The 19,400-nt window shown below is 58.2% G+C and carries 19 protein-coding genes; 11 read left to right on the top strand and 8 right to left on the bottom strand.

What is annotated here, in order from left to right:
* Positions 1–8 precede the first annotated feature (8 nt).
* Positions 9–845 carry a CvfB family protein gene (locus ACA054_RS07915; protein ID WP_497688903.1) on the bottom strand — a complete coding sequence of 279 codons (837 nt, stop codon included), beginning with the start codon at positions 843–845 and terminating at the stop codon, positions 9–11.
* Positions 846–1,192: 347 nt separating this feature from the next.
* Here ACA054_RS07915 and ACA054_RS07910 point away from each other — a divergent pair, with 347 nt between their 5' ends.
* From ACA054_RS07910 to ACA054_RS07900, 3 genes are all read left to right on the top strand, one after another.
* A complete protein-coding gene (locus tag ACA054_RS07910; RefSeq protein ID WP_172668627.1) occupies positions 1,193–1,381 on the top strand; it encodes a PFL_1563 family small protein in 189 nt (62 codons plus the stop codon).
* A 206-nt stretch (positions 1,382–1,587) separates the two neighbouring features.
* A complete protein-coding gene (locus ACA054_RS07905) occupies positions 1,588–2,310 on the top strand; it encodes a TorF family putative porin (protein ID WP_497688902.1) in 723 nt (240 codons plus the stop codon).
* A gap of 77 nt (positions 2,311–2,387) precedes the next feature.
* Positions 2,388–3,251 carry a DUF6279 family lipoprotein gene (locus ACA054_RS07900; protein WP_497688901.1) on the top strand — a complete coding sequence of 288 codons (864 nt, stop codon included), beginning with the start codon at positions 2,388–2,390 and terminating at the stop codon, positions 3,249–3,251.
* A 127-nt stretch (positions 3,252–3,378) separates the two neighbouring features.
* On the opposite strand, the gene ACA054_RS07895 is transcribed toward ACA054_RS07900, so the two are convergent.
* Positions 3,379–3,768 (bottom strand): transcriptional regulator, encoded by a 390-nt coding sequence (locus ACA054_RS07895; RefSeq protein ID WP_497688900.1) that lies wholly within the window; start codon positions 3,766–3,768, stop codon positions 3,379–3,381.
* 178 nt (positions 3,769–3,946) lie between these two features.
* Between ACA054_RS07895 and ACA054_RS07890 the strand changes: the two genes are divergently transcribed.
* A complete protein-coding gene (locus ACA054_RS07890; protein ID WP_497688899.1) occupies positions 3,947–4,681 on the top strand; it encodes a DUF899 domain-containing protein in 735 nt (244 codons plus the stop codon).
* Between the two features lie 103 nt (positions 4,682–4,784).
* Entirely contained in the window at positions 4,785–5,060 is a 276-nt protein-coding gene (locus ACA054_RS07885) for a hypothetical protein (protein WP_497688898.1), read from the top strand.
* Positions 5,061–5,965: 905 nt separating this feature from the next.
* On the opposite strand, the gene ACA054_RS07880 is transcribed toward ACA054_RS07885, so the two are convergent.
* The gene (locus tag ACA054_RS07880) at positions 5,966–7,306 is read right to left on the bottom strand and encodes a DEAD/DEAH box helicase (protein WP_497688897.1); all 1,341 of its coding nucleotides are present in this window, start codon (positions 7,304–7,306) and stop codon (positions 5,966–5,968) included.
* Positions 7,307–7,498: 192 nt separating this feature from the next.
* On the opposite strand from ACA054_RS07880, the gene ACA054_RS07875 reads away from it, so the two are divergent.
* Positions 7,499–8,797, top strand: coding sequence for a mechanosensitive ion channel family protein (locus tag ACA054_RS07875; protein ID WP_497688896.1), 1,299 nt, complete (start codon positions 7,499–7,501; stop codon positions 8,795–8,797).
* A 166-nt stretch (positions 8,798–8,963) separates the two neighbouring features.
* On the top strand, positions 8,964–9,596 hold the full coding sequence (gene ycaC, locus ACA054_RS07870; RefSeq protein ID WP_497688895.1) for an isochorismate family cysteine hydrolase YcaC: 633 nt from the start codon (positions 8,964–8,966) through the stop codon (positions 9,594–9,596).
* A gap of 150 nt (positions 9,597–9,746) precedes the next feature.
* On the opposite strand, the gene ACA054_RS07865 is transcribed toward ycaC, so the two are convergent.
* The 4 genes from ACA054_RS07865 to ACA054_RS07850 form a co-directional block, all read right to left on the bottom strand.
* Positions 9,747–11,390 carry an acetolactate synthase large subunit gene (locus ACA054_RS07865; protein WP_497688894.1) on the bottom strand — a complete coding sequence of 548 codons (1,644 nt, stop codon included), beginning with the start codon at positions 11,388–11,390 and terminating at the stop codon, positions 9,747–9,749.
* A 180-nt stretch (positions 11,391–11,570) separates the two neighbouring features.
* Positions 11,571–12,437 (bottom strand): carboxylate/amino acid/amine transporter, encoded by an 867-nt coding sequence (locus ACA054_RS07860; RefSeq protein ID WP_497688893.1) that lies wholly within the window; start codon positions 12,435–12,437, stop codon positions 11,571–11,573.
* Positions 12,438–12,666: 229 nt separating this feature from the next.
* Entirely contained in the window at positions 12,667–13,266 is a 600-nt protein-coding gene (locus ACA054_RS07855; protein ID WP_497688892.1) for an FMN-dependent NADH-azoreductase, read from the bottom strand.
* Between the two features lie 150 nt (positions 13,267–13,416).
* On the bottom strand, positions 13,417–13,746 hold the full coding sequence (locus tag ACA054_RS07850) for a 3-phosphoglycerate kinase (RefSeq protein ID WP_497688891.1): 330 nt from the start codon (positions 13,744–13,746) through the stop codon (positions 13,417–13,419).
* A 50-nt stretch (positions 13,747–13,796) separates the two neighbouring features.
* Between ACA054_RS07850 and ACA054_RS07845 the strand changes: the two genes are divergently transcribed.
* The 4 genes from ACA054_RS07845 (at position 13,797) to ACA054_RS07830 (ending at position 18,025) form a co-directional block, all read left to right on the top strand.
* Positions 13,797–14,720, top strand: a complete 924-nt coding sequence (locus tag ACA054_RS07845) for a PA3225 family LysR-type transcriptional regulator (RefSeq protein WP_110964427.1) — start codon at positions 13,797–13,799, stop codon at positions 14,718–14,720.
* A 14-nt stretch (positions 14,721–14,734) separates the two neighbouring features.
* Positions 14,735–15,538 carry an alpha/beta fold hydrolase gene (locus ACA054_RS07840; protein WP_497688890.1) on the top strand — a complete coding sequence of 268 codons (804 nt, stop codon included), beginning with the start codon at positions 14,735–14,737 and terminating at the stop codon, positions 15,536–15,538.
* 3 nt (positions 15,539–15,541) lie between these two features.
* Positions 15,542–16,099, top strand: a complete 558-nt coding sequence (locus ACA054_RS07835; RefSeq protein WP_497688889.1) for a peptidylprolyl isomerase — start codon at positions 15,542–15,544, stop codon at positions 16,097–16,099.
* Between the two features lie 93 nt (positions 16,100–16,192).
* A complete protein-coding gene (locus ACA054_RS07830; protein ID WP_497688888.1) occupies positions 16,193–18,025 on the top strand; it encodes an ABC transporter ATP-binding protein in 1,833 nt (610 codons plus the stop codon).
* A 116-nt stretch (positions 18,026–18,141) separates the two neighbouring features.
* Here the strand turns inward: ACA054_RS07830 and ACA054_RS07825 are convergent, their stop codons facing one another.
* Positions 18,142–19,266 (bottom strand): GNAT family N-acetyltransferase, encoded by a 1,125-nt coding sequence (locus ACA054_RS07825; protein WP_497688887.1) that lies wholly within the window; start codon positions 19,264–19,266, stop codon positions 18,142–18,144.
* Positions 19,267–19,400 lie beyond the last annotated feature (134 nt).

The raw sequence follows: 19,400 nt of genomic DNA, 5'->3' as shown, positions 1-19,400 counted from the left end.
TTGGCGGGTCAGCTCAGTTCAATGCGGTCGGCGTGAATCACGATCTGGCCATTCTTGTACAACGCACCGATGGCCTTTTTGAAGTTGCCCTTGCTGACGCCGAACATGCTGCTGATCAATGTCGGATCGCTTTTGTCGCTGACTGCCAGGCTGCCGTTGTTCTCGCGCAACTTGGCGAGGATCTTCGAGTTCAGGCTGCTGGCCGCTTCGACGCCCACCGGTTGCAGGCTCAGGCTGATCTTGCCGTCGCTACGAACTTCCTTGATGAAGCCCTTCTCTTCTTTGCCGGCGCGCATGAACTTGAAGATTTCGTTCTTGTGAATCAGGCCCCAGTGCTTGTTGTTGATGATCGCCTTGAAACCCATGTCGGTGGACTCGGCCACCAGCAAGTCAACTTCCTGCCCTGGGGTGTAGTTGGCGGGCGTCTTGTCCAGGTAGCGGTCCAGACGTGCGGTCGCGGTAATGCGGCGGGTATGCTTGTCGAGGTAGACATGCACCACGGCGTATTCACCGGCCGTCATCTGGCGCTTTTCTTCCGAATACGGCAGCAACAGGTCTTTGGGCAGTCCCCAATCCAGGAATACGCCAATACTGTTGACTTCAACAACTTTCAAACTGGCGAATTCACCGACTTGCACTTTCGGCTTTTCAGTAGTTGCGATGAGCTTGTCATCGCTGTCCAGATAAACAAAAACGTTGAGCCAGTCTTCATCTTCGCTGGGAATATCTTTTGGTATATAACGATTAGGCAAGAGGATTTCGCCATCCGCGCCACCGTCCAGATATAAACCGAAGTTAGTGTGTTTAACCACTTGCAAACTGTTGTAACGCCCGACTAAAGCCATGTCCAATACCCTCATTGCGTGGCGGCATTCTACCCGGTTTTGGCGGTCAGGTTCGCCAGTCAGCCCGGTGGCGCCAGAAATTCCCCGCAAAGCCTTAATTTTTCTCGGTTTTACCTTTTTCGGGCCGCCGCTCGTCAGACCGGGCCGGCGATCATCCTGCCGCCGTCGCTGGGCGAAACGCTGTTTTCCACGCCAGGTTCTTAGTTAAAACAGCGGCTTAGATCCATATGCAAATAACAACTTGCAATTTGTGGCGTCCCCGCTCAATGTCCGCCAGCGGATATTTGCCAAGCAAATATGAAGTCAATCCTGTACGATGCCTGGCCAAGTTAATTTTCTACAGGTTAATGGCCGCCATGCGCGTAAAAGCATCCAACAGCAAAGCAAAGCCAGCTCCAGCCGTCGAAACCAGCGAGTCGATCAACAGCCAGATCGCTGCGTTCCTCAAATCCGGCGGTGAAATCCAGCAAATTGCCAAAGGTGTCAGCGGTCAGACATTCGGCCCATCCAAGCAGATCACCCTGGGCAAGAAGTAATACCCAGCCCTGCACCTGGTCCCTAAGCGCTTTGAGCTTCGAAGCGCTTGGACTGGAACCTAGCAACACCCTCGCCTTACCCCTTCCAATCTTGTAGAAATCGACGAACGGCCCACCCGGCCTGTCATTCGTCGGTATCCTTGCACGCGTCTAGATCAAGCGTTTCAGCAGGCCCAAGCCTGCCCTCGCTGTTCATGGAGTGACGCATGCGCACACCCTCTTGTTTATCCTTGCTGCTCGGCGGCCTACTGGCGTGTCCGGGGGTGCACGGGCAAATCTTTCAACGCGAGCTGGGGGATTTCGACCTCAAGCTCGGGACCAGCCCCAGCCGCAGCATGGCCCAAGGCCTCGTCAAGCCATCCGCCGTCGGTTCGTTTCATGGCGGCCTGGACCTGACCCATGACAGCGGTTTCTACTTTGGCCAATGGTCGCCGAGCATGGGCATCAGCCCGGGGAAAAACCTCGAGATCGACTCTTACGCGGGCTTCAAGCAACCCTTCGACCAGGTCCTCGGCTACGAAGTGGGCATCATCCATTACAGCTACCCGGAAGTTGACACCCTCGACAGCCAGGAAGTGTTCGGTGGCCTGACCCTGCTGGGCAGCCGTTTCGGCGCTGCCTTGAGCAACGACCCGGACAAACAGAACAGCACGCTGTTTGCCGACCTGCGCGGCAACCAGCCGTTCGGCATCGGGGTCAGCATGAAATACACCACCCACCAGTTGAACACGCCGGTCGCGGTGGACGGCGGTTATGTCGGCAGCTTCACCGATTGGTCGGTGAAACTGTCCCGACCGTTCATGGGCATCGACCTCGATCTGATCTACAGCGATTCCAGCCTCAATGGCAGCTATTGTTCAGCCTATACCGGTCAAAATAGCCAGTGCGACGCACTACTCACCCTCAAGGCCGAACGCGCGTTCTACTGATGAGCTGAACTGCCGGGTTCACTTTGCGTTCAGAAGAGAATCAGCTCCAGAAGCCCGGCTTTCGCAAGGATTTGCCCATGTCTCACTGGATTAAACATATTGCCTTTGTGCTCATGTTCACCCTTGCCCTCGGCGGGTGCAGCCGCATGGGCCTGGCCTATCGTAACCTCGACGTGATCGTTCCCTGGACGCTCAGCGATTACCTGGACATGAACGGTGAGCAAAAGAATTGGCTCAACGAACGCCTTAAGGAACACCTGAGCTGGCATTGCACGACACAAATGCCGGGGTATCTTGACTGGTTGGACCGCTTGCAGACCATGATCGAGACCAATCAGGTTACCGATGCCGCGCTGCAGGCTCGCACCGCCGAAGCCGAAAAGGCGATTGCCGAGACGGCCCGGGAAATCACGCCATCAGCCATCGAACTGCTGCAAGGCCTGGATGACACTCAGGTCGCAGAAATGAACGAGGCCTTCGCCAAGGACCAGCGCAAGCGTCAGGAGCAATACCTGAAACCGTCGCTGGACCAGCAGATCAAGAACCGTGCCGTGCGCATGGAGAAACGCCTGAATGAATGGCTCGGGCCACTCAACGCCTCTCAACAACAGCGAGTCATGGCCTGGTCCACTGCCTTGGGCGACCAGTACACGCAATGGATCGCCAACCGCATCCACTGGCAGAAACAGTTCAGTGCCGCGGTGGCGCAGCGCCAGACGCCCCAATTCCCACAGCGAATCGAGACGCTTCTGGTCAACCGCGAGAGCTTATGGACGCCGGCCTACCGCCAGGCCTTCGCCAAGACCGAAGCCCAGGCGCGGGCACTGTTTGTGGATTTGATGGCGGAAAGTACGCCGCAACAACGTCAGCGCTTGTTGACGAAGATCGAGGGCGTGAAGAAGGATTTTAGTGATTTGAAGTGTCTCAAATCAGCCAAATAGGGTTGAATGCAACAAATACCTTGTGGGAGCGAGCCTGCTCGCGAAGACGGACTAACAGCCAACATCATCATTGAATGTTAATTCGTTTTCGCGAGCAGGCTCGCTCCCACAGGGGCATCATATAAGATCAGGCAATCTGCGCCTTCGAAGCCACCTCATCAAACGTCGATTCGTCCAGTGCATCTTCCTGGTCATCCAGCACCTGCCGCGGATGCTCATTACCCGGAATGCTGCTGTCGATCAGGCTCAATAGGCTTGAGCCCCGAGGCGTCAAAATGTAATTCGAACCGGTGCCTCCCTGCTCTTCGGGCCGAGGTTCGATATAACCTCGCGCCAGCAGTAACTTTTCGTACTCGCCGGCCACCGCTTTCAAGTGGTCCAGGTTTTCAGTCTGCTCACCTTCCGACGCTTTCTGCGCAGCGTACTGCTCGGCGTAGGGCCGTGGCGTGAAGCTGCTCGCACCGTTCTGCACTTCATGCAGCAAGCGCTCAATCAAATCCCAGTTATAAGTCGTCATCCTGATTCAACCTCCGGTGGCCGTGAGTGAGAGGGCCTTCATAGGTTGTGACAGAAGTGCTCGGCAGCCGTTCAGCCCTCTTTTTTGCCGCTACCGACCGGCGGTATGTCGAATTACCGGCAGGTCAAACGACTAGGCTGTGTAAGTCACCTCCCCGCATCACGCAGGAGAAAACCCAATGAACATTCAGAATCACCCGGTCGTGTCCCGGGAAGAATGGCTCACCGCCCGCAAGCAACACCTCGCCAACGAAAAGGCGTTCACCAAGGAACGAGACAGGCTCAGTGCCGAGCGACGCGCCCTACCCTGGGTGAAAATCGACAAGGACTATCACTTCCAGGGATCTGACGGCGAACTGAAGCTTGCCGACCTGTTCGGTGGCCGCAGTCAGTTGGTCATTTACCATTTTATGTTCGCCGACGGTTGGGACGAAGGCTGTCCCGGTTGCTCTTTCCTCTCCGACCACATCGACGGCGCCAACCAGCACCTGGCGCACCACGACGTCGCGGTGGTGGCGGTGTCTCACGCACCGTTCGCCGAATTCCAGGCCTTCAAACGGCGCATGGGCTGGAAATTCGACTGGGTGTCGTCCGAAGGCTGCGATTTCAACTATGACTTCGGTGTGACGGCCCGCCCCGAAGACGTCGCCGCCGGAAAGGCCACCTACAACTACGAAAAAACCGACGGCTCGGAAGAAGAACTGCCCGGCCTCAGTGTGTTTTATCGCAACGAAACCGGCGAGATTTTCCACACCTACTCGACTTATGCACGCGGCCTGGATCTATTGGTGGGTACTTACAACTACCTCGACCTGATGCCCAAGGGGCGCAACGAAGAAGAAATCATGGATTGGGTGCGGCATCATGATCGGTATGAGGATAAGGCACAGACGAGCTGCTGCCATGGTGGATAGATCTCGAAACGGAGTCGTGACCCATAGGGGATGGCGGTGAACTTTTTCCCTCCAGTGGCCCTCAACCGGTTAACCCGCCTTAACCGGAACTGAGGCCCGACAGATGAAAATCTTGCTGAAACTCACCCTCGCCACCACCCTCGCTTGCGCCCTGCCCGTCTGGGCCTGCACGCCGGAAGAGGCCACCCTCAAGCGCGAGCAGTTGGCCAAGGAAGTCACCAAGCTCACCGAACAGAACCCGACCAAGGCCAAGGAGATCAACGACGAGCTGCAGAAGATGGATCTGGGCACTGCCTCCAAGGATTTGCCGGACAAGTGCCAGTTGATCGATCAGCGATTGAAAGAGTTGGGAACGGCAGAAAAGAAAGCCGAGAGCTGAAGGGATGCAAAAAACCCGGACACTGTCCTAATGCTGTTCACTTAAGGATGGGGTTGTGTATAAGAGCTGGATTGGGGGGATATCCATTGCTGCGGTAACGGCTACCTATGGTTTCGCCCTTACGGCGAGTCACTTTCGAAAAGCGCGAAAGTAACCAAAGCGCTCTTGCCCCACCACTCGGTGCCTCGCTAGGGCTCGGCATGCCCTCTCTCCGGCATTGCTCCGTGGGTCGCCGCGATGGGCCGTCCCTGGCCCAGCGCGGCTAAACCGGCGTCCTGCCGGTTTACCCACTGCGCAATGCCTGCGTTCGGCCATCGTGGTTTAACGGGGCGCCCAAATCTAAAGCCAAAGCGAGGCGGCCTGACAGCCGACCTGACTTTGGCTGATCCCCCCCAATCCCCTGTGGGAGCGAGCTTGCTCGCGATGGACGTCAACGATTACGCGCCCTGTCTGGATGAACGCGTTGTCTGGAAGTCCATCGCGAGCAAGCTCGCTCCCACAATGGGATCGCGGGCAGACCTGCAATCAGGTCGGCTTTAAGGCCGCCTCGCTCTGCTTTAGCTCTTGATTTTCTTGCCCTATATCGAGAGGCCAAGTGAGGTTCTGCGCAGTGGGTAACCCGGCATGGATGCCGGTTTAGCCGCGCTGGGCCATGGATGGCCCATCGCGGCGGGCCCTGTAGGAGCGAGTATGCTCCGGGCGGCGTTCCGACGAAAAACCTGAGGGCACCACGGGGTGTCAAGCTCGCCGCGTCATCGTTGACCACCATCGCGAGCATGCTCGCTCCTACAGGCTTTTCCAAGTGACTCGCTGTAAGAGCGAAACCGCCAGTGGCCGTTACCGCAGCAACGGATATTCACCCAAGCCAAATATGCACCGGGTTTCTATTGGGCTAGCCGAAGCGCTTATTCAGCCGCCGGCGCTTCCGGCTTGCGGCGCTTGAGCGGGGCCATGCCGTCCTTGCTGACCAGAGAGTCGCTCTTCGGGCGGTTGACGCTCTTGCGTTTGGTCGGGGTCTTGGCGGCGACTTTTTTCTTGTCGCCCTTGGCGTCGGTCTTTTTCTTCTTCACGCCGACGGCCTTGCCGGAGGCCTTGACCTTTTTCGGTCCGCCGTAGGTGCCTTTGACTTCCTTGATGGTGCGGCGCTCGAAGCTCTGCTTGAGGTAGCGCTCGATGCTCGACATCAGGTTCCAGTCGCCGTGGCAGATCAGCGAGATGGCCAGGCCATCGTTGCCGGCACGACCGGTACGGCCAATGCGGTGCACGTATTCGTCACCACTGCGCGGCATGTCGAAGTTGATCACCAGATCCAGGCCGTCCACGTCCAGGCCGCGAGCGGCGACGTCGGTGGCTACGAGGATTTTCACCCCGCCCTGCTTCAGACGGTCGATCGCCAGTTTGCGATCCTTCTGGTCTTTCTCGCCGTGCAGCACGAACGCCTTGTATTCCTGGGCCACCAGGCGGCCGTAGATGCGGTCGGCCATGGCCCGGGTATTGGTGAAGACGATGGCCTTCTGATAGGTCTCGTTGGCCAGCAGCCAGTTGACGATCTGTTCTTTGTGCTGGTTGTGGTCAGCGGTGATGATTTGCTGACGGGTCGTTTCGTTCAGCTGGCTGACCGCATTGAGCTGCAGGTGCTCAGGGTTGTTCAGGACCTTGGCGATCATCTCGCGCAGACCGGAACCACCGGTGGTGGCGGAGAACAGCATGGTCTGCTGACGGTTGGTGCACTCGTCCACCAGACGCTGAACGTCTTCGGCGAACCCCATGTCGAGCATGCGGTCGGCTTCATCGAGCACCAGCACTTCGACTTCTTTCAAGTCGAGGTTGCCAGCGTTCAGTTGCTCGATCATCCGCCCCGGGGTACCGATCAGGATGTCCGGCACCTTGCGCAGCATGGCGGCCTGGACCTTGAAGTCTTCACCGCCGGTGATCAGGCCGGACTTGATGAAGGTGAACTGCGCGAAGCGTTCAACTTCTTTCAAGGTTTGCTGGGCCAGCTCGCGGGTCGGCAACAGGATCAGGGTCTTGATGCTGACGCGGACTTTGGCCGGCCCGATCAAGCGGTTGAGGATCGGCAAGACAAATGCAGCGGTCTTGCCGCTACCGGTTTGCGCTGTCACCCGCAGGTCACGCCCTTGGAGCGCCAGCGGGATGGCCGCTGCTTGCACAGGCGTTGGCTCGACAAATTTCAGCTCGGCCACGGCTTTGAGCAGGCGTTCGTGCAAGGCGAATTCGGAAAACACGGGTGCTACCTCGAAGAAATGCAAAAAAACAGCTGCATAGGGTACCGGTTTCGAGCGCGTAGGCCGAGTTTCTTTATACAAATGGCGGTAAACAGTGGTTTTTTTGTTGCCCGATTTGTCCCCGAACGTAATACAAAGCGTCTTAAATGCTCTAATCGCCCCTCTTGTCCCCTAGAAGAATCGTTTTTGCCCATGGATATCAAACAGCTCTGGCTCAATGCCCAAGACCTTTGGGGTGCCCTTGACCAGCATCCGCTCGTGCATGCCAGCCTGGCACTGATAGTGTTGTTGGTCATTGCGCTTGCCCTCGGACGAGTGGCGCGCTACCTGATTCTGCACGCCAGCAAAATCCTTGGCCGCCAGCCGGCGCTGCACTGGATCAACGACTTGCGTCACAACAAGGTATTCCAACGTCTGGCACAGATCACACCGTCGCTGGTGATCCAGTTCGGCCTGCACCTGGTACCGGAGCTGAGTAAAACCGCGATGGTATTCCTCGGCAATGTGGCGCTGGCGTTCACCATCCTGTTCCTGCTGCTGTCGATCGCGGCCCTGCTCAATGCACTGCTGGACATCTACGCCCGCACCGAACACGCCCGCACGCGCTCGATCAAGGGCTATGTGCAACTGGCAAAAATGGTGTTGTACGTGTTTGGCGCGATCGTCATCGTCGCCACCTTGATCGACCGTTCGCCGCTGTTGCTGCTGTCGGGCCTGGGCGCCATGTCGGCGGTAATCCTGTTGGTCTACAAGGACACCCTGCTGTCGTTCGTCGCGAGCGTGCAGCTGACCAGCAACGACATGCTGCGGGTCGGCGACTGGATCGAGATGCCGCAGGTCGGTGCCGATGGCGATGTAGTGGACATCACGCTGCATACGGTCAAGGTGCAGAATTTTGACAAGACGATTGTTTCGATCCCGACCTGGCGCCTGATGTCCGAATCATTCAAGAACTGGCGCGGCATGCAACAGTCCGGTGGCCGGCGGATCAAGCGCAGCCTGTTCATCGACGCCAGTGGCGTGCGGTTCATCCGCGATGACGAGGAGCTGAAGCTGTCCCAGGTGCATCTGCTGACTGATTACATCAGCCGTAAACAGGCCGAACTCAAGGCCTGGAACGAAGCCCAGGGCAATGTCGCGGCGATGTCGGCCAACCGCCGGCGCATGACCAATATCGGCACTTTTCGCGCCTATGCACTGGCGTATCTGAAGAGTCATCCGGAGATCCAGCCCAATATGACCTGCATGGTCCGCCAGATGCAGACCACGGCGCAGGGGATTCCACTGGAAATCTACTGCTTCACCCGTACCACGGTGTGGGCAGATTACGAGCGGATTCAGGGGGATATTTTTGATTACCTGCTGGCGGTGTTGCCGGAGTTTGGCTTGAGCTTGTATCAACAGCCGAGTGGCGGGGATTTGCGGGCCGGCTTGTTGCCGGCGGTGCTGGGCGCGAGCCACATTCCAGAGGCCGAAAAGCACGTCATGTAGCAGCGCGATTCCCAGTGGGACATTCGATGGTAGATAAACCCCATCCAGATTGTCTCTTCCAGGTTGACAGTTAAACGCTTTTCACCGGCTTTTTCTGCCTCATCGCAAACCCTAATCTGTGCCCATGTTGAACGACGCCACTCACTTACCTCGAAAGGATTTCATCATGAGCAACGCTACCTACAAACGCCTGAACAAAGACGACGCTGTAGTTTTGTTGATTGACCACCAGACCGGCCTGATTTCCCTGGTTCAAGACTTTTCGCCCAACGAATTCAAGAACAACGTACTGGCACTGGCTGACGTGGCAAAATTCTTCGAGCTGCCAACCATCCTCACGACCAGCTTTGAACAAGGCCCCAATGGCCCGCTGGTACCAGAACTCAAAGAGATGTTCCCGGACGCGCCTTACATTGCCCGGCCTGGCCAGATCAATGCTTGGGACAACGAAGACTTCGTCAAGGCAATCAAGGCGACCGGTCGCAAGCAATTGATCATTGCCGGTGTGGTAACTGACGTCTGCGTGACCTTCCCTACATTGTCTGCACTGGCGGAAGGGTTTGAAGTGTTCGTGGTCACTGACTCTTCCGGCACCTTCAACACCACCGTACAACAGGCAGCCTGGAACCGTATGACCCAGGCAGGGGCTCAAATGATGAACTGGTTCTCGGTCGCTTGCGAATTGCAGGGCGACTGGCGCAACGACATCGAAGGCCTGGGCAACCTGCTGTCCCAGCGCATTCCGAACTACCGCAACCTGATGAACAGCTATTCGGCAATGGCAGCGCGCCAGGCATGATCGGGCATTGAGTTCAGAAGACGCATACAACAAAAGGGCCCTCGAAGGGCCCTTTTGTATTTGAACCTACCAGGACTTCAATGCTTCAGCCTGCGCCCTTTGATGCTCGCGATCAGGTATACGAGCTCGTCAAAAAATCTCGCTACGAGATCAAATGGCAGCACTACGCTGACGCAACTCCATGTTCAGGATGCGGTCGTTTTCGCTGTAATCGACAGGACAGTCGATCACATGCACACCGGGTGTCTTGACACAGTGCTCCAGCAGCGGCAGGAAACCCTCGGCGCTTTCCACGCGGTGGCCATTGGCGCCATAGGCCTCTGCGTATTTAACGAAGTCCGGGTTGCCGTAATCCAGGCCGAAGTCGGTGAACCCCATATTGGCCTGCTTCCAGCGGATCATGCCGTAGCCGTCGTCCCGCAGGATGACCACGGTCAAATTCATGTTCAGTCGAACCGCTGTCTCCAACTCCTGGCTGTTCATCATGAAACCGCCGTCCCCACACACGGATATCACCGGACGATCCGGGTACACCAAATGCGCGGCCATAGCCGAAGGCAGACCCGCCCCCATGGTCGCCAACGCGTTGTCCAGCAGCACGGTGTTGGGCTTGTGCGCCTTGTAGTTGCGGGCAAACCAGATCTTGTAGATGCCATTGTCGAGGGCAACGATGCCCTCGGACGGCAACACGCGACGAATGTCGGCAACCACACGCTGTGGGTAGACCGGGAACCTGTTGTCGTCCGCCCCTTCAATGATCTGGGCTTCGTTCGCATCACGAATCGCCATCAAGCGTGTGAAGTCCCAATGACTGGTATCGTTCAGAGCTTCGCCGATCTGCCAGACGGCGTTGGCGATATCACCGATTACTTCAATCTGTGGGAAATACACGGCATCGACTTCAGCGGAGCGGAAGTTGATGTGGATGACTTCGGTGCCGCCACGCACCATGAAGAATGGCGGCTTCTCGATCACATCGTGGCCGATATTGACAATCAGGTCGGCAGCCTCGACGGCGCGGTGAACAAAGTCTCCCGACGACAGCGCGGCATTGCCGAGGAAACGCGGGTGGCGCTCATCAACCACGCCCTTGCCCATCTGGGTAGTGATAAAGGGAATGCCGGTATCGTCGATCAGTTGCTTCAAAACCTTGGCGGTCATCTTGCGGTTGGCACCTGCGCCAATCACAAGGATTGGACTGCGAGCGTTCTGCAATTTCTCGACAGCGGCCTCGACAGCCTTGTGCTCGGCCAATGGACGGCGGTGCAGGCTCCGCGGCATCGGCAGGCTATCGGTTTGCTCGGCGGCGATATCTTCCGGCAGCTCGAGGTGGACGGCTCCGGGCTTCTCTTCTTCAGCGAGACGAAACGCTTCACGCATGCGCGCCGGTATGTTGTCTGCCGAAGCGAACTGGTGGGTGTACTTGGTGATCGGCGCCATCATGCCGCAGACGTCAATGATCTGAAAACGGCCTTGCTTGGACTTCTTGATCGGCTTCTGGCCTGTAATCATCATCATGGGCATGCCGCCCAGATAGGCGTACGCGCTGGCAGTCACCAAATTCGTTGCGCCCGGGCCGAGGGTCGAAAGGCTGACGCCGGTCTTACCCGTGAGGCGGCCGTAGGTGGCGGCCATGAAGCCGGCGGATTGCTCGTGACGCGTCAGCACCAGCTTGATTGTCGACGTGCGTAGCGATTCAAGCAGGTCGAGGTTTTCCTCGCCTGGAATGCCGAATACATACTCGACGCCTTCACTTTCCAGGCATTGCACAACCACATCGGCAGCTTTGGCCATTTTCTTGTCTCACCTACGCTCGGCGGAAACCCGATAATTTTTGAATTTGTGTGCGCTCAACTCCTCGGACGCGGCACATACAGTGCCTTTAAAAAATTACAACGACGTTCCATTTTTACAAGCCGTCGATTTGAGGGCGCACGCTAGAATGATAGTCGGCCGTTTGCGCATGCCGATGGTTCAGTGCGCGATTGCTGGTTGGCGTATACCCAACCGGCTGATCCACACCGCCATCAATATCACCGAACCACCGAGCAACAACCGTCCCAGTTCCTCATGCTGATTCCAGATCAACAGATTGATCAGCAGCCCCACCGGCACATGCAGGTTGTTCATCACCGCCAGCGTCCCGCCATTGACCAGGCACGCGCCTTTGTTCCACCAGTACAGCCCCAGCGCGGTCGAGACGAGGCCGAGGAACAGCAGCACGCCCCATTGCAACGGTGCTTCAGGCAGGAAGTTCTGTTTGCCGAACAACAGGAACGCCGGCAACGCCACCGCCAATGCGCCCAGGTAGAAATAGCCAAAACGCCGGTAATGCGGCAAATCGCTCGGATGACGCGCGACCAGATGTTTGTAGAGCACCTGCCCGGCGGCGTAGGTGAAGTTGGCCAGTTGCAGCAGCAGGAAACCCATGAAGAAGTCCGGGTTGATCCGGTCGAAGCGAATCACCGCCGCCCCCGCCACCGCCACCAGTGCCGCGACAAGGGCCCATGGATTGAAGCGACGGTTCAGCGCGTCTTCTATCAGCGTCACATGCAACGGTGTGAGGATGGTGAACAGCAGCACTTCAGGTACCGTCAGCACGCGAAAGCTCAGGTACAGGCAGACGTAGGTCACACCAAATTGCAGTGCGCCGATCAGCAACATGCCACGCATGAACGCCGGCTCCACCGAACGCCAGCGGGTCAGCGGGATAAACACCAGCCCCGCCAGCAGCACGCGTATCAGCACTGCGAAGTAACTGTCGACATGACCGGCCAGGTATTCGCCGATCAGACTGAAGGAAAACGCCTGGATCAGCGTGACAAAAAGTAGATAGCCCATGCTCGCCTCGTTTCGAATGGCGGCGAAGATAACGGTTTTTGCCAGTTATCGCGAACAGTCAAACGATACAAAAACCCAGGCAAAAAAAAGCCCGATCTCGCTAAAGCGTTCAATCGGGCTAGAGCACTCAGGTGCAACAAGTGCAAAGGGAGGTTCGATGCGCGTACAGGCTTGAAGGGTTGCGCGCCAGGTCACTAGACCATCCGGTGATTATCTGGCGATTAACGGCTCAGGCCACTTGGGAAAGCTTGGCGTTCGCCTGGTTCAGGCCTTTCTCCTGGAAGTCGCCGCCCAGGTTCATGCCTTCGGCGTGAATGAACGTCACGTCGTGGATGCCGATGAAGCCCATGACCTGACGCAGGTAGGGTTCCTGGTGATCAGCGGTACTGCCGGCGTAGATACCGCCGCGAGCCGTCAGTACATAGGCGCGCTTGCCGCTGAGCAAACCTTGCGGACCGGTTTCGGTGTACTTGAAGGTCACGCCGGCACGCAGCACATGATCAAGCCAGGCTTTGAGGGTGCTCGGGATGGCGAAGTTGTACATCGGCGCTGCCATCACCAGCACGTCGGCGGCGAGCAACTCGTCGGTCAGCTGGTTGGAGCGTTCCAGTGAAAGTTGTTCGATGTCACTGCGTTGATCGGCAGGTTTCATCCAGCCGCCCAACAGGTTGCTATCCAGGTGTGGCACCGGGTTGACGGCCAGGTCACGGACGGTGATCTGGTCTTTCGGATGCGTGGCTTGCCACTGGGAGATGAAGGTCTGGGTCAGTTGACGGGAAACCGAGTCTTGCTGACGGGCACTGCTTTCGATGATCAGAACGCGGGACATGGGCTGTAGCCTCCATCTGAGAATGCTGTAAGTCGATGGAGTGAAGGTTAAACAGAGTTATATCGATGAAAAAGCGCAAATAACTGCTATAACCGATCAAGAAATTCGTTTATAAGCGGAGCATCAGCGATTGGCGTGCTCCGCTGGATGTCATTTCGGTTTGCAGGTCATGCTGATGTACAGCTTGATGATCTTGCGGTTGAACTTGGCTGAAAGGTCCGCGCTTTTACCCGCGTCCAGATTAACCCTGCGGGTCTTGGGCGATTCTGGACCGTTGCGAAACACCACCGAGCATTCGGCAGCGGTGTCGCCGTAGTTGTTCACGGTGATCGAGCCCATGTCGTAATCGGAGGCGTAGGTGGTGTAGTCGATCTTCAGTCCATTGAGTTCTTTCTGTACGTCGATCGGGTAAGCAAACGCAGTCAGGGGCATCATCGCCAGTAGCACATAACCCGATTTTAAAAAAAACAGCTTTTTCATTCAGCAGTCTCCAATAAGAACTGCGCAGCTTAGGACAACAGGAGCCCATCATGAAAGCGCCCCGCGTGACCCTTGATCAATGGCGAACGCTTCAGGCCGTGGTCGACCACGGCGGCTTCGCCCAGGCCGCCGAAGCGCTGCACCGCTCGCAATCGTCGGTCAGCTACACCGTGGCGCGCATGCAAGACCAGCTCGGCGTGCCGTTGTTGCGCATCGACGGGCGCAAAGCGGTCCTCACCGAGGCTGGCGGCGTGTTGTTGCGCCGCTCCCGGCAACTGGTGAAACAGGCCAGTCAGCTCGAAGACTTGGCGCATCACATGGAGCAAGGCTGGGAAGCCGAAGTGCGCCTGGTGGTCGATGCCGCCTACCCGAGCGCCCGCCTCGTGCGCGCGTTGACCGCGTTCATGCCGCAAAGCCGTGGCTGCCGCGTGCGTCTGCGTGAAGAGGTGCTGTCGGGCGTGGAAGAGGTCCTACTCGAAGGCGTGGCCGACCTGGCCATCAGCGGTTTCAGCATTCCCGGTTACCTGGGCGCGGAATTGAGCGACGTCGAGTTCGTCGCGGTCGCCCATCCGGAGCACCCCCTGCACCGCCTCAATCGCGAACTGAATTTCCAGGACCTGGAAAGCCAGCTGCAAGTGGTCATCCGCGACTCCGGGCGCCAGCAACCACGGGACGTCGGCTGGCTCGGTGCCGAACAACGCTGGACCGTCGGCAGCCTGGCCACCGCCGCCACTTTCGTCGGCAGCGGCCTGGGGTTCGCCTGGTTGCCAAGGCACATGATTGAACGGGAACTCAAGGAAGGCACGCTCAAGCTGCTACCGTTGGATCAGGGCGGCAGCCGCAACCCGAGTTTTTACCTGTATTCGAACAAGGACAAGCCGCTCGGCCCGGCGACGCAGATTCTTATCGAGCTGCTGCGCACATTCGATACCGCACCACTGGACGCACCGTTCGCCGCCCCAGAACAAGCCTGACACGGAGGTAATGCATGGCCTATTTCGAACACGAAGGTTGCAACCTGCACTATGAGGAATATGGCCACGGCACGCCGTTGCTGCTGGTCCATGGCCTGGGTTCCAGTACCCTGGACTGGGAAGAGCAGATCCCGACGCTGGCCGCCCGCTACCGGGTGATCGTCCCGGATGTGCGCGGCCACGGGCGCTCCGACAAACCCCGTGAGCGCTACAGCATCGCCGGGTTCAGCGCCGACCTGGTGGCGCTGATGGAGCACCTGAACCTTGCGCCCGCCCATTTCGTAGGGTTGTCGATGGGTGGCATGATCGGCTTCCAACTGGGCGTGGATCAGCCGCAATTGCTCAAGAGCCTGTGCATCGTCAATAGCGCTCCCGAGGTCAAGTTGCGCAGCCGCGATGATTACTGGCAGTGGTTCAAGCGCTGGAGCCTTATGCGTGTACTCAGTCTTCACACCATCGGCAAAGCCCTGGGCGGCAAACTGTTCCCCAAACCCGGGCAGGCCGATTTGCGACAAAAGATGGCCGAGCGCTGGGCAAAAAACGACAAACATGCTTATCTCGCCAGCTTCGATGCCATTGTTGGCTGGGGGGTTCAGGAACGACTGTCCAAGGTCACCTGTCCAACCCTCATCGTCAGCGCCGACCGCGACTACACGCCGGTCGCGCTGAAGGAAAACTACGTAAGACTGCTGCCGAATGCGCGGCTGGCAGTGATCGCCGATTCGCGTCACGCCACCCCGCTGGATCAGCCCGAACGCTTCAACCAGACGCTGCTGGAGTTCCTCGCCGCAGTCGACACTACCCATCAGGATCACTGACCCATGCTGAAAAAAATCGCCCTCGTCGCTGGCTCCGTTCTGTTTGCCGCCAACCTGATGGCGGCAACGCCTGCCAAGGCGCCGCACGTTCTACTGGACACCACCAACGGCCAGATCGAAATCGAACTGGACCCGGTCAAGGCTCCGATCAGTACCAAGAATTTCCTTGAGTACGTGGACAGCGGCTTCTACAACAACACGATTTTCCACCGCGTGATTCCGGGCTTCATGGTCCAGGGCGGCGGCTTTACCCAGCAAATGCAGCAAAAAGAAACCAAGACGCCGATCAAGAACGAGCACAAGAACGGTCTGGTCAACGTTCGTGGCACCTTGTCCATGGCCCGAACTTCGGTACCTGACTCGGCCACCAGCCAGTTCTTCATCAACGTCAAGGACAACGATTTCCTCGACCAGGGTGATGGCTACGCGGTGTTCGGCAAAGTGGTCAAGGGCATGGACGTGGTGGACATCATCGTCAACTCGCCAACCACCGTGCGTAGCGGCATGAAGGATGTGCCCGCCGACCCTGTGTTCATCAAGTCGGCCAAGCGCATCGACTGAGACTAAGCTGGACAAGGATGTCCGAGCCGTTGCCGGTATTGCCGGCAACGCTCAAACCGTTTGAAGGAGAGCCCGTTCGCGGGTGAATAACCGATGCTTTATCGCCGTTTTGAAAAACTGATCGACGTCTTCCGCGATGCCCCGTCAGCCGCCCCGCCGGATCGGGTCTGGCCTTTTTATACCTACTACCTCAAGCAGGTCTGGCCGAGTTTCGCCGCCCTGCTGATCGTCGGCCTGTTCGGCGCATTGATCGAAGTGGCGCTGTTCAGCTACCTGAGCCGCATCATCGACTTGGCCCAGGGCACGCCAAACGTCGACTTCTTCAAGGAACACGGTCTCGAACTGACCTGGATGGTGGTGGTGGCGCTGGTTTTGCGCCCGCTGTTCGTCGGCCTGCATGACCTTCTGGTGCACCAGACCCTGAGCCCCAGCATGACCAGCCTGATTCGCTGGCAGAACCACAGTTACGTGCTCAAGCAGAGCCTGAATTTTTTCCAGAACGACTTCGCCGGGCGCATCGCCCAACGCATCATGCAAACCGGCAACTCCCTGCGCGATTCAGCGGTACAGGCGGTGGATGCGCTGTGGCATGTGTTGATCTACGCCATCAGCTCGCTGGTGCTGTTCGCCGAAGCCGACTGGCGCCTGATGATCCCGCTGCTGACCTGGATCGTCGCGTTCATCAGCGCGCTCTACTACTTCGTGCCACGGGTCAAGGAACGTTCGGTGGTGTCCTCCGATGCGCGCTCCAAACTCATGGGGCGGATCGTCGACGGCTACACCAACATCACCACTCTGAAGCTGTTTGCCCACACCAACTTCGAGCAGCAATACGCCCGCGAAGCGATCAAGGAACAAACCGAAAAAGCCCAACTGGCCGGCCGTGTCGTCACCAGCATGGACGTGGTCATCACCAGCATGAACGGCTTGCTGATCGTCTGCACCACCGGCCTGGCCCTGTGGCTGTGGACACAGTCGCTGATCACCGTGGGCGCCATTGCCCTGGCCACCGGGCTGGTGATCCGCATCGTCAACATGTCCGGCTGGATCATGTGGGTGGTCACCGGCATCTTCGAAAACATCGGTATGGTCCAGGACGGGCTGCAAAGCATTTCGCAGCCGGTCAGTGTCACCGACCGTGACCAGGCCAAGCCGCTGGCGGTGGCCCGTGGTGAAGTGCGTTTCGATAATGTGGATTTCCACTACGGCAAACAGAGCGGGATCATCGGCGGGCTCAACCTGACGATCAAACCCGGCGAGAAGATCGGCCTGATCGGTCCGTCCGGCGCGGGCAAGTCGACCCTGGTCAATCTGCTGCTACGCCTCTACGACGTGGAGGGCGGGGGCATCCTCATCGATGGCCAGAACATCGCCGACGTCAGCCAGGAAAGCCTGCGCGAACGCATTGGCATGATTACCCAGGACACCTCGCTGCTGCATCGCTCGATCCGCGACAACCTGCTCTACGGCAAACCCGACGCTACCGATGCCGAACTCTGGGAAGCGGTGCACAAGGCCCGGGCCGACGGGTTCATCCCGCTGTTGTCGGACGCCGAAGGCCGCAGCGGGTTCGATGCCCATGTCGGGGAACGCGGGGTGAAGCTTTCCGGCGGCCAGCGCCAGCGCATCGCCATTGCCCGTGTGCTGCTCAAGGACGCGCCGATCCTGATCATGGACGAGGCTACGTCGGCTCTGGATTCGGAGGTCGAAGCGGCGATCCAGGAAAGCCTGGAAACCCTGATGCAGGGCAAGACCGTGATCGCCATCGCCCACCGGCTCTCGACCATCGCCCGGATGGACCGGCTGGTGGTGCTGGAGAATGGCAAGATTGCCGAGACCGGCACTCACGCCGAGCTGCTGGCTCATGGCGGCTTGTATGCGCGGTTGTGGCAGCACCAGACGGGCGGGTTCGTCGGGATCGATTGAACCCGATGCGATTCCCCGTGGGAGCGAGCCTGCTCGCGAAAGCGGTGAGTCAGGCAACTATGATATCGACTGACACGACGCCTTCGCGAGCAGGCTCGCTCCCACAGGGGGTGGTATCAGGTTTGGCGATAGGGCAAGGCAGTCCTGGCTTCTTCGGCATACGCCAGCACACCCACCCGCTCCTGATGAAGGAAGTCCTTGACTGCGGCTTTCAACCCGGGATGGCGCAGGTAGTGCCAGGAATGCGTGATCACCGGTTCAAACCCGCGAATCAACTTGTGTTCGCCCTGGGCTCCGGCATCGAAGCGCTGATAACCGTTGGCAATCGCGTAATCCATGCCCTGGTAGAAACAGGTCTCGAAATGCAGGCGATCGAACTCCGCCAGACACCCCCAATAACGACCGTAGAAACTGTCGCCACCGACCAGGCTGAAAGCCATCGCCACGGGACGTGAGCCTTGTTTGGCCAACACTACTCGAATCGCCTGAGGCATACGCTCGGCCAACAGGCTGAAAAATTCCCGCGTCAGGTAAGGCCGTTGTCGGCGAATTGCATAAGTGTTGGCGTAGCAGGCATAGACAAAATCCCACAGCGACTCGGTCAATTCCCGGCCTTCGAGCCATTCAAAATCAATACCCTGCCCCGCCACTTGCTCGCGTTCCTTGCGCATCTGCTTGCGCTTGCGCGAACTGAGTACGTCGAGAAAATCCTGGAAATCCCGATAGCCACGGTTCTGCCAGTGATACTGACAGCCGATGCGTTGCAACCAGCCTGGCTGCTCGGCCAAAGCGGCGTCGGTGAACGGATCCGTGAAGTTGATGTGGGCGCTGGAAAGCGCTTCGATTTCCAGATAACCCGGCAAACTCTTCAGTAATTCGAAACCGTCTTCGATCTTGGCCGCCAGCAAGCGCGGGCCACTGACCGGGCTGAACGGTACGGCGCTCAGAAGCTTGGGGTAGTAATCGATCCCCGCACGCTCACAGGCATCGGCCCAGGCATGATCGAACACATACTCGCCGTAGGAATGCCATTTGCGGTAGCTGGGCAACGCTGCGATCAGTCGATCGCCTTCGACGTGCAGCAAATGTTCGGGTTGCCAGCCGGAATGGGGGCTGACACTGCCACTGTCTTCCAACGCGCCGAGAAACCCATGACGCAGAAATGGCTGATTCTCGGGCACCAGCGCGTCCCACGATTGCGGGTCGATTTCGGACAGACTTTGCAGGCGTTGCAACGGCATCACCATCCTCACTCTTCATGGCGTGAAAGCCCCGCGAGTATCGCCTATCGGTGTGCTTTGCACACGGGCATTTGGACGACAGCGCTCTAGATCAATCGTTCGCGACGACTTTGTATCGTCACAGACATGCCATC

The sequence above is a fragment of the Pseudomonas sp. LBUM1653 genome (genome assembly GCF_059716115.1).
The sequence above is the reverse complement of the archived record's forward strand: the minus strand, read 5'-3'. Positions and strand labels throughout refer to the sequence as shown.

Excerpts from the sequence above, each read along its gene's own strand:
- ACA054_RS07900 (WP_497688901.1), top strand. The coding sequence starts at position 2,388 with ATGTCTCACTGGATTAAACATATTGCCTTTGTGCTCATGTTCACCCTT.
- ycaC (WP_497688895.1), top strand. The coding sequence starts at position 8,964 with ATGAGCAACGCTACCTACAAACGCCTGAACAAAGACGACGCTGTAGTT.
- ACA054_RS07855 (WP_497688892.1), bottom strand. The coding sequence starts at position 13,266 with ATGTCCCGCGTTCTGATCATCGAAAGCAGTGCCCGTCAGCAAGACTCG.
- ACA054_RS07850 (WP_497688891.1), bottom strand. The coding sequence starts at position 13,746 with ATGAAAAAGCTGTTTTTTTTAAAATCGGGTTATGTGCTACTGGCGATG.
- ACA054_RS07890 (WP_497688899.1), top strand. The coding sequence starts at position 3,947 with ATGAACATTCAGAATCACCCGGTCGTGTCCCGGGAAGAATGGCTCACC.
- ACA054_RS07830 (WP_497688888.1), top strand. The coding sequence starts at position 16,193 with ATGCTTTATCGCCGTTTTGAAAAACTGATCGACGTCTTCCGCGATGCC.
- ACA054_RS07835 (WP_497688889.1), top strand. The coding sequence starts at position 15,542 with ATGCTGAAAAAAATCGCCCTCGTCGCTGGCTCCGTTCTGTTTGCCGCC.
- ACA054_RS07845 (WP_110964427.1), top strand. The coding sequence starts at position 13,797 with ATGAAAGCGCCCCGCGTGACCCTTGATCAATGGCGAACGCTTCAGGCC.
- ACA054_RS07865 (WP_497688894.1), bottom strand. The coding sequence starts at position 11,390 with ATGGCCAAAGCTGCCGATGTGGTTGTGCAATGCCTGGAAAGTGAAGGC.
- ACA054_RS07910 (WP_172668627.1), top strand. The coding sequence starts at position 1,193 with ATGGCCGCCATGCGCGTAAAAGCATCCAACAGCAAAGCAAAGCCAGCT.
- ACA054_RS07875 (WP_497688896.1), top strand. The coding sequence starts at position 7,499 with ATGGATATCAAACAGCTCTGGCTCAATGCCCAAGACCTTTGGGGTGCC.
- ACA054_RS07905 (WP_497688902.1), top strand. The coding sequence starts at position 1,588 with ATGCGCACACCCTCTTGTTTATCCTTGCTGCTCGGCGGCCTACTGGCG.
- ACA054_RS07895 (WP_497688900.1), bottom strand. The coding sequence starts at position 3,768 with ATGACGACTTATAACTGGGATTTGATTGAGCGCTTGCTGCATGAAGTG.
- ACA054_RS07825 (WP_497688887.1), bottom strand. The coding sequence starts at position 19,266 with ATGCCGTTGCAACGCCTGCAAAGTCTGTCCGAAATCGACCCGCAATCG.
- ACA054_RS07860 (WP_497688893.1), bottom strand. The coding sequence starts at position 12,437 with ATGGGCTATCTACTTTTTGTCACGCTGATCCAGGCGTTTTCCTTCAGT.
- ACA054_RS07915 (WP_497688903.1), bottom strand. The coding sequence starts at position 845 with ATGGCTTTAGTCGGGCGTTACAACAGTTTGCAAGTGGTTAAACACACT.
- ACA054_RS07885 (WP_497688898.1), top strand. The coding sequence starts at position 4,785 with ATGAAAATCTTGCTGAAACTCACCCTCGCCACCACCCTCGCTTGCGCC.
- ACA054_RS07840 (WP_497688890.1), top strand. The coding sequence starts at position 14,735 with ATGGCCTATTTCGAACACGAAGGTTGCAACCTGCACTATGAGGAATAT.